This is a genomic window from Luteibacter sp. NPDC031894 (assembly GCF_050273135.1).
Classification (GTDB): Bacteria; Pseudomonadota; Gammaproteobacteria; order Xanthomonadales; family Rhodanobacteraceae; genus Luteibacter.
On record NZ_JBNNMV010000002.1, the window covers coordinates 353,005 to 367,964 of the forward strand.

Consider the following 14,960-nt stretch of genomic DNA (forward strand, 5'->3'; position numbering starts at 1 on the left):
AACGGAGTGCCGTGATTCCATCCCGGCGAAAAGCCTCAACCGCCCCTCAATCCCGCGACAGCGCGCGATGTGCGATGTCGTGGCGATGGAACGCGTCGGCGAAATGGATGCGTTCCAAGGCGTCGTAGGCACGCGTGCGTGCCGTGGCGAGGTCGTCGCCAAGCGCGCATACGGTGAGCACCCGGCCGCCTGCCGTCACCGGTCGGCCATCCGGCCCTTCGGCAGTGCCCGCATGGAAGACCTTCACGTCCGCGCCGAAGTCCGCATCGGCACCTTCAATCACGTCGCCACCGCGCACCTTGCCGGGATAACCGCCCGCGGCCACCACGACACCCAGTGACGGTCGCAGGTCCCACTGCGCCGCCGCACCTTCGATGCGCCCGTCGAGGGCAGCCTCGATGAGGTCCACCAGGTCCGAGCGCAGGCGCAGCATGATCGGCTGTGTTTCCGGATCGCCGAAGCGCACGTTGAATTCGATGACTTTGGGGGCGCCGCTCTTGTCGATCATCAGGCCCGCATAGAGGAACCCGGTGAACGGCGCACCATCGGCGGCCATGCCGGCGAGTGTCGGCGCGATGATCTCGCGCATCACGCGCGCCGAGACGTCCTCGGTCACGACCGGCGCGGGCGAATACGCACCCATGCCGCCCGTGTTCGGTCCCTTGTCGCCGTCGTCGCGGCGCTTGTGGTCCTGGCTGGTCGCCATCGGAAGCGCGTGCGTGCCGTCGGCGATGACGATGAAACTGGCTTCCTCACCGTCGAGGAATTCCTCGATTACCACGCGCGACGACGCGTCGCCGAACGCCTGCTGCCCGAGCATGTCTTCGAGCGCCGCTTCCGCTTCGTCGAGCGTCATCGCCACGACCACGCCCTTCCCTGCCGCGAGGCCATCCGCCTTGATGACGATCGGCGCGCCCTTCTCGCGGACATGCGCGAGCGCGGGAGCGAGCTCGGTGAATACCGCGTAGTGCGCGGTGGGGATGCCGTGGCGGGCAAGGAAGTCCTTCGCGAACGCCTTGCTGCCCTCGAGTTGCGCGGCCGCCGCGGTGGGGCCAAAGCAGCGCAGCCCCTCGCGGGTGAAGCGATCCACCACGCCGGCGACCAGCGGGACCTCCGGGCCGACCACGGTCAGACCGACGCCTTCGCTGCGCGCCAGCGCCAGCAGGCCGTCGATGTCGGTCACGGCCACGGCAGCGTTCCTCATCCCCGGCTCACGGGCGGTGCCGGCATTGCCCGGCGCCACGATCACCTCGTCCACGCGCGCGGACTGGCCGAGCTTCCAGGCCAGCGCGTGTTCGCGCCCGCCGCCGCCGATGACGAGGACTTTCATGGGATTCTCCGGATGTCGAGCCGTCCATTCTAACTGGCGACGCCCGCCCTCGCCTTGCTCGGTGGGGTCCACTGTCGGCGATGGGTGCTCGCCGCTACAGGGCCGGTCGAATGAGGGCCAACAGTTCGCCGCGCGGCAGCTTGCCCGTTTCGTTCCGAGGCAACGCGTCGACCAGGCGCAACGGACGGGGCAGGAAGACCGGGTCCATCGCCTGGCGTAGCGCCGAGAGGACGGCCTGTTCGGTCATCTCCGGGGCGACGACCAGCCCGGCGATGCGACGCACGCCGGAGGCATCCGCCTCGTCGAGTTGGAACAGGACACCGTCGCGCACGCCGTCGATGGCGAGCAGGCGGCGGTTGAGGTCGCCCAGCGACGCGCGCTTGCCGGCGATTTCGAGGAGGTCGATGTTGCGGCCGCGCAGGCGGAAACGACGCCCTTCGTCGTGCAGCGTGACGATGTCCGCCAGCGCGATCGGCTCGACGAGTTGCGGCGCGTCCACGAGGGTGCCGTCAGGCTGCGGATGCAACGTCACGCCGGCATAGAGCGTCCAGTCGTCTTCCACCGAGGTACGCCGGCTGGCGAACACGCAGGTTTCGGTCGAGCCGAACACCTCGTAGAGCGGCGCGCGGAAACGCTGTTCCGCCGCGGCTGCGAGTTCGGCAGGCATCGGCGCGGTCGCGGAAACGAAGGCGGCGAGCGGCGGGAGGGAGACACCCGATTCCACGATGGCGCGAAGGTGGACCGGCGTGATGACCAGCACGCGCGGCTCGGGCATCGTGCCCAGCGCCGTCGCGACATCGGCCGGGAAGAAAGGACGTCCAGCGTGCACGCTGACTTCCGACAGCAGCGGCATCAGCACGGACATCTCCATGCCGTACATATGTTGCGGCGGTACCGTGGCGACCACATCGAACGAGCCGCCGACCGCCTGGCCAAGCATCTGCGCGTTGCCGGCGTTGCTCGCGACGAAGCCACCCCAGGTCTTGATGTTCGGCTTCGGCCTCCCGGTGGAACCGGAGGTGTAGCCGATGGCGACGACGGCGGTCGCGGGAATCATCGGCACGTCGCCGCCCGGTGCAACGTCGTCGTCGAGCGGCGGCAGGCGGAGGTAACCGGCCGGCGCCGGCGCCAGGTCGAGCTCCCCGATGGCGTAGGAACCGGGATGCCCCGCCATGACCTCGTCAACGGCATGGGGCGCCCGCGATGGCGGCAGCAGGTTCGCCTGACCGCGGACGACCAGGGCCGCGAAGGCCACGAGGAACGCATAACGGTCTTCGCAAAGGTTGACCGCGCTGTCCGCATCGGGAAGCAGGGCCGCCACCTGGCGCACATGGCCCAGGAACGTGGCGGCGCTTACCGCGCGGCCTCCGCGCCACGCGATGGGCCGGGACAACGCGCCGACGAGCAACGGCAAGGGCGCGCCGGCAAGGCGCCCGGTGATCTCATGAACGTTCGACGACAAACGGCATTCCCCCCTATCAGGCGCGGATGATAGCGCCGCTCAAGGCGTCGCGGATGAGCGTCGGCCGGTCGAGCCCGCCGAGCGGCGCGTCCAGCGCGGCGTCCAGACGATCGCCGAAGTAACGCTCCAGGGTCGGCAGGTCGCGGGCCGGCGGCTCGCCGTGCGGATTGGCGCTGGTGGACACCAACGGCCTGCCGAAGGCGCGGCACAAGGCCGCCGCCGGTCCGTGCGCCGTCACGCGCAGGGCGATGCCGGGGTGGGCACCCGCCACCCAGTCGGGGACGCGTGCACTGCGCGGAAAAACCCAGGTGTTCGGTCCGGGCCACGACGCGCGTACGTGTTCCAGCACGGCGACCGGCACCGAGGCGAAGTCGATATACGGCTCGACCTGCTCGAAGGTCGCCGCGATCAGCAGGACACCTTGCGTGGCCGGACGGCCCTTGAGCGCGAACACGTGGTCGAACGCCGCCCGATCGTGGGGATCGCATCCCAGACCGAAGACGGCTTCCGTCGGATACGCGAGGACGCCGCCATGGTGCAGGACGGTGGCGGCCGCATCGATGGTGGACGGGTCGAAGCGACGCATATCAGTCGGCGACGCGCGACACCGTCTTCGTCGCCTTGCTCGCCGCGGTCTTCTTCGTGGCGGCCTTCTTCGTGGCGGCCTTCTTCGCCGTCGTCTTCTTCGCAGCCGACTTCTTCGCCGCGGCTTTCTTGGCGACGGTCTTCTTCGCCGCTTTCTTCGTCGCCGTCTTCTTGGTTGCCGTCTTGGTCGCGGCTGCGTCCTTGCTGGCCGCCTTCTTCACGGCAGCCTTCTTCACGGCAGCCTTCTTCGTCGCGGTCTTCTTCGCGGCTCGGCCACCACGCGGCTTCTTCACCGGCGCGGCCGCGAGCAGCTCGGCGCACTCGGCTTCGGTGAGGGTCTTCGGCTCGCGGTCCTTGGGGATGCGCGCGTTCTTCTCGCCGTCGGTGATGTACGGCCCGTAGCGGCCATTGAGCACCTGCACGCCGTTACCGAAATCGAGGATCGTGCGGTTCGCGATGGCCTCGAGCTTCTCCTGCACGAGTTGCAGCGCGCGCGGCAGTTCGATCGTGTACGGGTCGTCCTCGGGCTTGAGCGAGGCATAGGTGCTGCCCTGCTTCACGAACGGCCCGAAGCGGCCGATGCCCACGGTGACGTCCTCGCCCGCCTCGGATTGGCCGAGGTTGCGCGGCAGCTTGAACAACTCCATCGCCTCTTCGAGGGTGATGGTGTGCATGCTCTGGCCGGGACGCAGGCTCGCGTAGGTGGGCTTGTCCTCGTCGTCCTTGCTGCCGATCTGCGCATAGGCGCCGTAACGGCCGAGGCGCACGGAGACAGGCTTGCCGCTCTTCGGATCGGTGCCGAGCTCGCGCGCGCCGGTGGCTTCGCTGCGGTCGACGGATTCGGTCTTGTCGTCCACGAGAGTCTTGAACGGCTGCCAGAAACGCTCGAGCAACGGGACCCAGGCTTCTTCGCCCCGGCTGACCGCATCGAGTTCGTCTTCGAGCCGCGCGGTGAAGTCGTAGTCCACGTACTGGGCGAAGTGCCCGGCGAGGAACTGGGCGACCGCGCGGCCGACGTCGGTCGGCTTGAAGCGGCGGTTCTCGAGCAGGACGTATTCGCGGCTCAGCAGCACCTGGATGATGCTGGCGTAGGTCGACGGACGGCCGATGCCGTACTCCTCGAGTGTCTTGACCAGGCTGGCTTCCGAGAAGCGCGGCGGCGGCTCGGTGAAGTGCTGGTCGGCCCCGATCTGGGACACGGGCACCACGTCGCCCTGCGCAAGGCGCGGCAGGCGGCGCTGGTCGTCGTCGTCCTCGGTTTTCTGGTCGCGCCCTTCCTCATAAACGGCGAGGAAGCCCGGATCGACCACCGTGGTACCGCTGGCGCGGAACGCCGAGTCGCCCACGGGGAATTCGACGGAGACCGTATTGAGGGTGGCATGGACCATCTGGCAGGCCACCGTGCGCTTCCAGATCAGCTCATAGAGCTTGCGCTGGTCGTCGTTCAGGAACGACGCCACGCTGCGTGGCGTGCGCATGGCCGACGTGGGGCGCACGGCCTCGTGCGCTTCCTGGGCGTTCTTGGACTTGGACTTGTAGACCTGCACGCTGTCGGGCAGCGCGGATTTGCCGTATTCGCGCCCGATCAGGTCGCGCAACTCGGCCACGGCATCGTCGGACAGCGCCACGGAATCGGTACGCATGTAGCTGATGAGGCCCACGTTGCCTTCGCTTCCCAGCGAGACACCTTCATAAAGCCCCTGCGCGACGCGCATCGTGCGGCTGGTGGAAAAGCCGAGCTTGCGTGCCGCTTCCTGCTGCAGCGTGGACGTGGTGAACGGCGGCGCCGGACGGCGCTTGCGCTCGCGGCTGGTGACCTCGCCCACGGTGAAGCGGCCGGCCGCCGCCTTCTCAAGCGCGGCGCGCGCCGCCATGGCGTCGGCTTCGTTGGTGAGGTCGAACTGCTCGAACTTCTTGCCGTGCAGCTTGACCAGACGCGCGTCGAACGCGCCGTCCGGATGAGCGAGGTTGGCCTGGATGGTCCAGTACTCGCGCGCCCGGAAGGCTTCGATCTCGAGTTCGCGCTCGACGATCATCCTCAGCGCGGGCGACTGCACGCGGCCGGCGGAAAGACCGCGCTGGACCTTGCGCCACAGCACCGGCGAGAGGTTGAAGCCCACGAGGTAGTCCAGGGCGCGACGTGCCTGCTGGGCATCCACGAGGTCGTGCGACAACTTGCGCGGGTTCGCCACGGCCTCCTTGATCGCGCGCGGCGTGATCTCGCTGAAGACCACGCGCTGGACGTCCTTGCCCTCGAGCAGGCCACGCTCACGCAGGATCTCGCTGATGTGCCAGGAGATGGCCTCGCCTTCGCGATCCAAGTCGGTCGCGAGGTAGATGCTGCTGGCCGCGCGCGCCGCCTTGGCGATGGCGTCGACGTGCTTCTCGTTGCGGTCGATCACCTCGTAGGCCATGCGGAAGCCGTCCTCGGGGTCGACGGCACCTTCCTTCGGCCGCAGGTCGCGGACGTGGCCATACGACGCCAGCACCTGGAAGTCGGCTCCCAGGTACTTGTTGATCGTCTTGGCCTTGGCCGGCGATTCGACGATGAGGAGGTTCTTTGCCATGCGTTACCGATTCCGAGGAGCGCAGGGGCGAGTGGACCCCAGCGTATGTATATATTTAGTTGGAAACATATCGCCGTGACGGCTGTCAAGCCGCGACTACCGGACCACGCGCTGGAACCGGTTGCCCGGGAGGCCCGCGATCTCGCCTTCGAGTTCCAGTATCAGCAGCATCGACGACAGTGCCCCGGGGGAGAGGCCCGTCGTGTCCACCAGGGCGTCAAGGGAGGCGGGATCGTACCCCATGACGTCGAGGAGGCGGCGATATTCCTCATCCTGGCGCCAGTCGAAGGGTCCGGTCTTGCGGCTGCCGGCCCCGGCGGCACCTCCGCCCGACGCAAGGCGGGCCCGCAATTCGGCCCCCAGTTCCATGGCGGCCGGCGCCAACGTGGCCAGGACCTCGTCGGGCCGCTGGACCAGGCGGGCGCCCTCGGCGATCAGGGAATGGCAGCCCTCGGCGAGGGGGTTGTGGATCGAGCCCGGCAAAGCGAAGACCTCCCGGCCCTGCTCGCCCGCGTAGCGGGCCGTGATCAGGGAACCGGAGCGCAGACCGGCCTCGATGACCACCACGCCCAGGCTCAGGCCGGCGATGATCCGGTTGCGCTGGGGGAACTGGCCGGGCAGCGACGGGGTGCCCGGCGGGTACTCGCTGACGATGGCACCTTGTTCGGCGATGCGCCGGGCCAGGGCATGGTGCTTGCGTGGGTACACCCGGTCCGGTCCCGTGGCGATCACGGCGACCGTGGCTTCGCCGGCGTCCAGGGCCGCCGTATGGGCCGCCCCATCGATCCCGTCGGCCATGCCGCTGGTGACCAACAGCCCTGCGCCAGCCAGTTCAGCGGCGAAGCGCCGGGCGTTGGCCAGGCCGGGCTCCTGCGCGCGGCGGGCGCCGACGATGGCGACCTGCGGCCGCAGGAGCAGCGACGCGTCGCCCTTCACGAAAAGCACGGCGGGAGGGTCCGGGATGGCCTCGAGCTGGGGCGGGAAGTCCTCTTCGGTGCAGCGGAGCATGAGCTGCCCATCGCCGGCCAGCCAGGCGAGGTCGTTGGCGAGGACGGTGTCGTCCGGCTGCTCTATCCAGGCCCGGCCTTCGGCGTCCAGGGCATCGGGATGGCGCGCCAGCCAGCGCAGCAGGGCCGGGGCGCCGCCGCGGGCGACCAGGCCCTCACGCAGGCGTCTTGCCCCGAAGCCGGGGGTGCGCAGGAGGATCAGCCAGTCGCGGTCGTCGGATTCAGTCATCCGCGCAGTTTAGGGGGCGGACCGACTTTCCTCTGTAGGAACCGCCATAAGCCGCTGTAGGAGCCATGTCGGCTCCTACCAGAGCCATGTCGGCTCACGGGGAGCTGCGGCTTACTCCGGCGCGACCAGCTTGTCGCCCTTCTTCAGGGGGCGCAGGGCGTCCATCACGAGGGCGTAGCTCACGTGGTCGAAGGTGCGGAAGACCATGAGGTGGCCGCCGTATTCATCCGGCAGTTTCACGTCCGGGGAGGTGCCGCGACGGTTGTAGTTGCCGCTGACTTCGTCGTCGATCGTCTCGCCCTGGCTCATCACCGTGAAGGTGGTGCCGTTGTCGATGCCATCGGCCGAGCCGGCCGAGATGGAGACGACCTGGCGGCTGCCCACCGCATGCAGCGCGTCGGTGAAGCCGATGACGCGCGGATCGGCCGGCATGGCCTTCGGCGCGTGCGGGTAGAAATAGGGGTCGTACGGCTTGTCGTCGACCGGCATCAGGCGATCGCCCTTGCGGATTTCCTTCGTCGAATCGACCAGCACAAGGCTGGCGACGTCGCCGTTGGTGGCGATCACTTCGGCCGTGCCGATCACGGAGACTTCCACGCCGCGGTCTTCGCCCTTGCCGACATGCGTGTCGTGGCGAGAATCTTCGCGCCAGGGACTGGGCGCCATCGATACATCGCTGTCCAGTTCGTCGGCCACGAAGGAACCGTGCGAGGGGTTGTTCAGCATGTCGAAGTCACCGTCCGACCCGCCGTGGTCACGGAAGCGGTTGCTCGGACGGACGATGGCCCAACGCTGGCCAGGCTGCGCGGCGTCGAGGTCGCGCGCATAGATCTTGTTGCCCGGGGTCGCGCGGAGGTGTGCTTCCTCGAAGCCCACCAGGTAGGGGGCCTGCTCCACCTCGTCGGCGTTCATCACCCGCATTTCCTTCAGGAACATGCGCAGCTCGCTCAGCGGGATGGCCGTGATCGGCTCGCCCTCGCTGCGGACGCGCGGCTGCAGGCCGATGCGAGGACCGCCCATCATCGACAGGTTGAGCACGTCGCCCGGATAAATAAGGTGCGGATTACGGACCTGGGGGTTGGCCTGCCAGATCTCCGGCCAGAGCCAGGGCTTGCTCAGGAAGCGCGCCGAGATGTCCCACAGCGTGTCGCCCTTGCGCACCGTGTAGGTATCCGGGTGGTCGGGTCGAAGCTGGGACACTGCCGCATAAGCGGCCACAGTGAAAAACATGCCGCCAAGCAGCATGGCGAACTTCTTGATCATGGCGGGTTTTCCCCTTTCCCCGGTGCTGTCGCGAGTGTAACCGAATCGTTAACGGGCACAATACGTGCCCCACGCGTAGAATACGGGGGCATCCTACCTTCGCGGCTGCTTGGATTTCGCCGATTTGCCCGCAAATCCGCGACGAAGCGGCCGCTTTGGCCCGTGAACGTTCAAGGTGACACCGTGTCCACCCTCGCCATCCTCGAATTCCCCGACCCGCGCCTGCGCACCGTCGCCGCCCCGGTCACCGTCTTCGACGCCGAACTGAAGCAGTTCGTGGCCGACATGTACGAGACCATGTATGCCGCCAACGGCGTCGGCCTTGCCGCCACCCAGGTGAACGTGCACAAGCGCGTGCTGGTCGCCGACATGAGCGACGACCGGAATGAGCCGATGGCGCTGATCAACCCGGAGATCCTCGAGAAGGACGGCCAGCAGGTCTACCAGGAAGGCTGCCTGTCCTTCCCCGGCATCTATGCCGACGTGACCCGCGCCCTGCACGTGAAGGTCCGCGCCCAGGACGTGGACGGCAAGGAGATCGTCGTCGAGGCCGAGGGCCCGCTGGCCGTCTGCATCCAGCACGAGATGGACCATCTCGCCGGCAAGGTGTTCGTCGATTACCTCTCGCCGCTGAAGCGCACCATGCTGCTCAAGCGGATGGAAAAGCAGCGCAAGGCCAGCGCCTGACCGATGGCGAACCCTTCCCTGCGGGTGGTGTTCGCCGGAACGCCGGATTTCGCCGTTCCCTGTCTCGAAGCCTGTCGTGCCGCCGGCGCGGACGTCGTCGCCGTCTACACCCAGCCTGACCGCCCCGCGGGCCGCGGACGCAAGCTCGCCGCCAGCCCGGTGAAGGAAGCCGCGCTGGCCGCCGGTATCCCTGTCGAACAACCCGAATCGTTCAAGGCCGAAGCGGATCGCCAACGCCTCGCGTCCTACGCGCCCGACCTGATGGTCGTCGTGGCGTACGGCCTGATCCTCCCGCGCAAGGTGCTCGCCATCCCCCGCCTCGGTTGCTGGAACGTGCACGCGTCGCTGCTGCCGCGCTGGCGCGGCGCGGCGCCGATCCAGCGCGCCATCCTCGCGGGCGATACCGAATCCGGTGTCGACCTCATGCAGATGGAAGCCGGCCTCGATACCGGCCCGGTGCTGGTCGAGCGGCGGACACCCATCGCGGACGACGACACCGGCGGCAGCCTGCACGACCGCCTTGCGGCCCTCGGCGCCGATGCGCTTGCCGAAGGACTCCGCCGCACGCTCGCGGGCGAATCGCTCGTGCCGCGCGCGCAGTCGGGCGAAGGCGTCGAGTACGCACACAAGCTCGACAAAGCCGAGGCACGCCTCGATTTCGCGCAGCCGGCGATGGTGCTGGAGCGCAAGGTGCGCGCCTTCGATCCCTGGCCCGTGGCCGAGGCCGACATCGCCGGCGAACGGCTGCGCATCTGGTCGGCGCAGGCGGTACCCGGTGTTCCGGGTGCCGAGCCGGGCCGCATCCTTGCGGCGTCCCGCGACGGCATCGACGTGGCCTGTGCCGAGGGCGCCCTGCGTCTCACGGCGGTGCAGCGCGCCGGCGGCCGCCGGATCGGCGCCGTCGACTACCTCAATGCCCGGCCGGAGCTGAAGCAGGCCGCGTCGTGAGCCGCGCGATCTCGGTGCGAGCCCTCGCCGCCGAAGCGCTCGCCGACATCGCGCTTTCCGGGCATTCGCTGCGCGATGTCGCCGACCGGGCGCTGCCGCGCCTTCCCGATGCGCGCGACCGCGCCCTGCTCACCGCGCTGCTCAACGACGGCGCGCGCTGGTGGCCCCGCTTCGACGCCGCACTCGACCGCCTGCTCGACAAGCCCATCCGGCGCAACGAACCGGTGATCCACGCGCTGCTCGTGACCGGGCTGATCCAGCTGGAAGTCCTCGAACTGCCCAGTTATGCGGCCGTGGCGGCAACGGTCGAAGCGGCGCGCGAACTGCGCCGCCCGCGCCTCGCTGGCCTGGTCAATGCCGTGCTGCGGCGCTGGCAACGCGAGCGCGAGACGCTGTCGGCTGCGCTCGACGCCGTGCCGGCCACACGCCATGCCCATCCGGCGTGGCTCGCGGACGCCATCGCGCGTGACTGGCCTGACCAAGCCGACGCCGTGCTGGCCGCCGCCAACACGGAGCCGCCCCTCATGCTGCGCGCCAACCGGCGACGCGCCGAGCGCGACGAACTTGCCGAGCGCCTGCGCGCCGCCGACCAGGCGGTGGAACTGCATCCGTGGCTGGCCGACGGACTCGTGCTTCCGCACAGCACCGACATCACGCGCCTCCCGGGCTTCGGCGAAGGACACTTCGCCGTGCAGGACGGCTCGGCACAGGTACCCGCCGACCTGCTCGGACTCGATGACGGACAGCGCGTGCTCGACGCGTGCGCCGCGCCGGGCGGCAAGGCCTGCCATGCGCTGGAGCGTGCTCGCCTCGACCTGCTGGCCGTGGAGTTCGAAGCGAAGCGTGTCCCGCGCATCCGCCAGAACTTCGCGCGGCTCGGCCTCGAGGCGGAGGTAGTGATCGGTGACGCCGGCGATCCCTCCGGGTGGTGGGACGGCCGTCCGTTCGATCGCGTGATGATCGACGCACCCTGCTCCGCCACGGGCGTCATCCGGCGACGTCCCGACGTTCGGCTGCATCGCCGCGCGGCGGACATCGCCGCGCTGGTCGCGCAGCAGGAACGCATCCTCGCGGCATGCTGGCAGACGCTCGCCCCCGGCGGACGATTGCTCTACGTCACGTGTTCGTTACTGCGCGCCGAGAACGAAGGCGTGGTGAACGCGTTTCTTGCTGCACACGACGACGCATCGACACTGCCCATCTCGCTACCGGTGGGGCAGCCGGCGGCCGTGGGCTGGCAGATCCGTCCCGGTGACGGGGATCTCGACGGGATGTATTACGCGTTGCTGGAGAAGTCGCGGAGCAGCGCGGCGTAAACCGCTTCGGTCGCATCGACGAAGCGCTCCATACCGAACTCCGCTTCCGCATGCAGCCGCGCGGCGTGGCCCATCGCGGGTAGCGCGTCGCGTTCCGCCAAAAGCCGCCGCAGCGCATCCGCGATCGCCTCGCGGTCGCGCGCGCGCACCACCCAGCCGTCTTCGCCAGCGCGGATGTTCTCAGGCAGTCCGGCGTAGTCGCTGACCAGCACCGGTTTGCCCATCGCCATCATTTCCCGGCAGGCGAAGGAAATCGTCTCGACGTCCCAGGACAGCACGAATCCGGCATCCAGCGCGGCGACCATGGGGCGGACGTCGTCCAGGCGGCCGGTGAAATGCACCTGCGGCGCCACGCCGAGCGCCTCGACGCGCGCCAGGTCCTCGGCCTTCGGCAGGCCGCCGGCCAACACCACCCGAAGCCGCGAGCGCTGGTCCGGCGCCAGCAGAGCGAGCGCCTCGACCAGGTCCATCCAACCCTTGTAGCGGGCGGTACCGGCGTTGCTGCCGATCAGCAGCGGCTCCTCGGCGGCGGCAGGTTCGAGCCAGGCCGCGCGTCGGGCCGGATCGGCCGGTCTCGGCAGGAAGCGACCGATGTCCACGCCATTGAATACCGTCGCGACACGGCAGCGCGCGTAGGGCGACGCCAGGACCTGGCGCCGAACGAACTCGCACACGGCGATCACCTGGTCCGTCCCGAAGCGCGAGCGCCAGGCATGGCCGAGGCCCGTCATCGGCTTCGAATTGTGCTTCGTGAGGACGATCGGAGGCCGGGGACGGATGCCGCGCACGGCCGACATGACCAGCCGGTGGTCGGCCGAGCCGTTCACGTGGACGATGTCGAAGCGCTCGCGACGCAGGTACGCCGCGAGTTGGCGCCGCGCCCGCGCCCGCGCGGGCAAGCGGCCGAGGCCGTTCGGAAACGGCTGGTCCAGCACGGCGACGCCGGGGATCGCCCGGGCTTCGCGGTTCAGGCGGCTGCCCGGTGGCGCCGCCACGTGCACGGCGTGACGGCCCGCGAGACCAGCCGCGAGGCCGAGGATATACGTGGTGTGGCCGCCGCCGTCGCCGTCGTGGAAATTCGTGAAGAGGAGCTTCATCGGGCGGTGTCGATCCTGGCTTGCCTGGGGGAAGCTGAATTCCGGCTTCCTTCCCGGTGGATGCCGAACAGCATCGGCCGTCGATTAAAGTACCATGCCCTCGCGCTATTCCGGCGGCCAGGGTCGCCGTGAGGCGTGGCCGCCGTGCCGTCCCGATCCCAGCAAGGTGCCGAGTGTTCGAAAAAACCAACCCATGGCGCATGTGGATCGTCTCGCTGCTGATCGCCGTGATGCCGCTGACGTTCGCGCTGCCGCTCAAGGCAAAGTCGGTGCCCGCCGCCATCCTGTTCATCGCGGGCCTGTGGGCACTCCTGCGCGACCCCGACACGCGGCGCGCGTACCGCCGCGCGGCGTGGGTGCTGGGTCCCGCCGCACTCGCCTTCGCCTTCTGGCTCGCGAACGTGGCCGGGCACGGGATCGCCATGCGCGAGTTCGACGTCACCTCGCACATCCTCGCTTTCCTGGTGATCGCCGCGAATTTCGCCGCGCCCCTGCGCCGGGAGGTATTGCGCATCGGCTTCAGCCTCACCGCCGGCGTGCTGGGCGGCATCTGCCTCGAGCAGCACTACATCGAAGGCATCGACCGGGTCTACGGCATCAACAACGGCCTCTGGGGCGCCATCGAATTCGGCATGTTCATCCTCGTGCTCTCGCTGGTCGCCGTGGCACAGGCGCTGCGTGCCGAGCTGGGACGTGGCGAACGGCTGTTGCATGGCTTCTTCGCCGTGCTCGGCCTCTACGGCGCCCTGCTGACCCAGAGCCGCGGTCCCCTGCTCGCCTTCCTTCCCGCCTTCGCGGTCGTGGTGCTGGTCCAGTCGCGGCGCAGCGGTCGCTGGCGCCAGGGCCTGCTGCTGGTCGCGCTGGGCATCGGTGCCGCGGCTGTCGCCGCGACCACGCTGCACGGCGAGGTGTTCTCCCGTTTCGCGGCCGTGACCGAGGAGATGTCGACGTATAGCGAGCAGGACGCGACCGGCGCCGTCCGCGAGCGCCTCGAGATGTGGCGCACGGCACGCATGGCCGTGGCCGAGCACCCGCTGGCGGGGCTGGGCCTCAACCAGTTCGGCGATTACGCGCGGGCGCGGATCGCCGAAGGCAAGGTCAATGCCACGGTGGAGCGCTACGACCACCCGCACAGCGAATACCTGGAGTGGGCGGTGACCGGCGGCGCGCCCGGCCTGCTGGTGCTCGTCCTGCTGTTCGGCGGGGCCCTCGTGTACTTCGGGCGGCACGCGCTGGATCCGGACAACGCGATCGCGATGCCGGCGATCGCGGGCCTCAGCACGGTCTGCATGTATGCGCTCTGCGGCTTCACGGACAACGTGTTCTATCGCGCGATGCCGCACTCGCTGTATTTCTTCCTGACCCTGGGACTGGCGGTATATATCGGTCGCCTGTTGCCTCCGGCGGGCCAGCCGGGCGCGGCACGCTGACGTGGCGTCCATCCACCTGATCGCCTGGGACAACGGGCGCGGCCTGAGCCACGACATCCGCCTGCTGGAAGCCGCGCTGCGCCAGTTGGGCCACGCGGTCTCGATCACTGGCGTGCCACGGCGCAGCCGCGGGCTGCCATGGCGCGCGTGGTGGCAGGTCCTGCGCATGCACGCGCTGTGGCTGGCGCGGCGCGGGCCGCGCCGTTACGACCTCGGCATCACGCTCGAGCACGTGCACACCGCCTACCTGCCGCTCGCGCGGCGCAACGCGCTCGTGCCGAATCCGGAATGGCTGTCGCGTCGCGATCGCCGCCAGTTGCATCGCTTCGACGCGATCCTTTGCAAGACCGCCGTGGCGCGCGACACGTTCGCGGCCCTGGGTCTGCCCACCGCCGTGATCGGGTTCCAGAGCATCGACTGCCGCCGTGACGGCATCGCCCGCGACCGCACCTTCCTGCACCTGGCAGGCGCCAGCCGGATGAAGGGGACGGAACGCCTGCTCGACGTCTGGCGCCGGCACCCCGAGTGGCCGACCCTGCATGTGCTGCAGTCGCCGTCGACAGCGCGGAACGACCGCCCGGCGCCTGCCGCCAACCTCGACCATCGCGTGACGTACGTGGACGACATCGAGGACATCCGCCGGCTGCAGAACGCCCACGCGTTCCATGTCTGCCTGTCCGAGGCGGAGGGTTGGGGCCATTACATCGTGGAAGCGATGAGCTGCGGGGCCGTCGTGCTGACCACGGACGCGCCACCGATGAACGAGTTGGTGACCCCGGAGCGCGGGCTGCTCGTCGCCGCGCGGGAGTGCGGGACGCTCAATGCCTCGTCACTCTGGCACTTCGACGAGGCGGCGCTGGAAGCCGCCGTGGAACGCGCCGTCGCCCTGCCGGACGACGAGGTGCGCCGGCTGGGCGAACAGGCCCGGCATTGGTACGAGACCAACCAGGCCGGTTTCGCGGGGCGGTTACGCACGGCGCTTGACGTACTGCTCTGATATCGTTCGTTTAGAATTCATTATCCCTCAGCGGTCACGACG

12 protein-coding genes are annotated in these 14,960 nt (G+C 69.1%); 5 read left to right on the forward strand and 7 right to left on the reverse strand.

Features of this window, described 5'->3' with window-relative positions:
* Positions 1-46 precede the first annotated feature (46 nt).
* From purD to ACQKIE_RS07615, 6 genes are all read right to left on the reverse strand, one after another.
* Positions 47-1,330 (reverse strand): phosphoribosylamine--glycine ligase, encoded by a 1,284-nt coding sequence (purD, locus tag ACQKIE_RS07590; RefSeq protein ID WP_427457454.1) that lies wholly within the window; start codon positions 1,328-1,330, stop codon positions 47-49.
* A gap of 94 nt (positions 1,331-1,424) precedes the next feature.
* Complete coding sequence (locus ACQKIE_RS07595; RefSeq protein ID WP_427457456.1) at positions 1,425-2,792, reverse strand: AMP-binding protein; 1,368 nt, start codon at positions 2,790-2,792, stop codon at positions 1,425-1,427.
* Positions 2,793-2,808: 16 nt separating this feature from the next.
* Positions 2,809-3,378, reverse strand: a complete 570-nt coding sequence (locus ACQKIE_RS07600; RefSeq protein ID WP_427457458.1) for an L-threonylcarbamoyladenylate synthase — start codon at positions 3,376-3,378, stop codon at positions 2,809-2,811.
* Between the two features lies 1 nt (position 3,379).
* Positions 3,380-5,944 carry a DNA topoisomerase I gene (locus ACQKIE_RS07605; RefSeq protein WP_427457460.1) on the reverse strand — a complete coding sequence of 855 codons (2,565 nt, stop codon included), beginning with the start codon at positions 5,942-5,944 and terminating at the stop codon, positions 3,380-3,382.
* 96 nt (positions 5,945-6,040) lie between these two features.
* Positions 6,041-7,180 carry a DNA-processing protein DprA gene (dprA, locus tag ACQKIE_RS07610; RefSeq protein ID WP_427457462.1) on the reverse strand — a complete coding sequence of 380 codons (1,140 nt, stop codon included), beginning with the start codon at positions 7,178-7,180 and terminating at the stop codon, positions 6,041-6,043.
* 111 nt (positions 7,181-7,291) lie between these two features.
* Positions 7,292-8,443, reverse strand: coding sequence for a LysM peptidoglycan-binding domain-containing protein (locus ACQKIE_RS07615; protein ID WP_427457464.1), 1,152 nt, complete (start codon positions 8,441-8,443; stop codon positions 7,292-7,294).
* 183 nt (positions 8,444-8,626) lie between these two features.
* On the opposite strand from ACQKIE_RS07615, the gene def reads away from it, so the two are divergent.
* The 3 genes from def to rsmB are packed head-to-tail and all read left to right on the forward strand — an operon-like array spanning position 8,627 to position 11,394.
* Positions 8,627-9,130 (forward strand): peptide deformylase, encoded by a 504-nt coding sequence (def, locus tag ACQKIE_RS07620; RefSeq protein WP_427457466.1) that lies wholly within the window; start codon positions 8,627-8,629, stop codon positions 9,128-9,130.
* 3 nt (positions 9,131-9,133) lie between these two features.
* Complete coding sequence (fmt, locus tag ACQKIE_RS07625) at positions 9,134-10,078, forward strand: methionyl-tRNA formyltransferase (RefSeq protein WP_427457468.1); 945 nt, start codon at positions 9,134-9,136, stop codon at positions 10,076-10,078.
* Positions 10,075-11,394, forward strand: coding sequence for a 16S rRNA (cytosine(967)-C(5))-methyltransferase RsmB (gene rsmB / locus ACQKIE_RS07630; protein WP_427457470.1), 1,320 nt, complete (start codon positions 10,075-10,077; stop codon positions 11,392-11,394). The genes fmt and rsmB overlap by 4 nt, the downstream gene beginning before the upstream one ends.
* On the opposite strand, the gene ACQKIE_RS07635 is transcribed toward rsmB, so the two are convergent.
* Complete coding sequence (locus ACQKIE_RS07635; protein ID WP_427457472.1) at positions 11,355-12,491, reverse strand: glycosyltransferase; 1,137 nt, start codon at positions 12,489-12,491, stop codon at positions 11,355-11,357. The two genes, rsmB and ACQKIE_RS07635, sit on opposite strands and share 40 nt — an antisense overlap.
* Before the next feature lie 173 nt (positions 12,492-12,664).
* On the opposite strand from ACQKIE_RS07635, the gene ACQKIE_RS07640 reads away from it, so the two are divergent.
* Positions 12,665-13,921, forward strand: coding sequence for an O-antigen ligase family protein (locus ACQKIE_RS07640; protein ID WP_427457474.1), 1,257 nt, complete (start codon positions 12,665-12,667; stop codon positions 13,919-13,921).
* 1 nt (position 13,922) lies between these two features.
* Positions 13,923-14,918 (forward strand): glycosyltransferase family 4 protein, encoded by a 996-nt coding sequence (locus tag ACQKIE_RS07645; protein ID WP_427457476.1) that lies wholly within the window; start codon positions 13,923-13,925, stop codon positions 14,916-14,918.
* The last annotated feature ends 42 nt before the right edge of the window (positions 14,919-14,960 follow it).

What these genes read in the sequence shown, in the direction of transcription:
- fmt (WP_427457468.1), top strand. Translation starts at nt 9,134, where the DNA reads ATGGCGAACCCTTCCCTGCGGGTGGTGTTCGCCGGAACGCCGGATTTC.
- ACQKIE_RS07635 (WP_427457472.1), bottom strand. Translation starts at nt 12,491, where the DNA reads ATGAAGCTCCTCTTCACGAATTTCCACGACGGCGACGGCGGCGGCCAC.
- ACQKIE_RS07615 (WP_427457464.1), bottom strand. Translation starts at nt 8,443, where the DNA reads ATGATCAAGAAGTTCGCCATGCTGCTTGGCGGCATGTTTTTCACTGTG.
- ACQKIE_RS07600 (WP_427457458.1), bottom strand. Translation starts at nt 3,378, where the DNA reads ATGCGTCGCTTCGACCCGTCCACCATCGATGCGGCCGCCACCGTCCTG.
- ACQKIE_RS07605 (WP_427457460.1), bottom strand. Translation starts at nt 5,944, where the DNA reads ATGGCAAAGAACCTCCTCATCGTCGAATCGCCGGCCAAGGCCAAGACG.
- purD (WP_427457454.1), bottom strand. Translation starts at nt 1,330, where the DNA reads ATGAAAGTCCTCGTCATCGGCGGCGGCGGGCGCGAACACGCGCTGGCC.
- dprA (WP_427457462.1), bottom strand. Translation starts at nt 7,180, where the DNA reads ATGACTGAATCCGACGACCGCGACTGGCTGATCCTCCTGCGCACCCCC.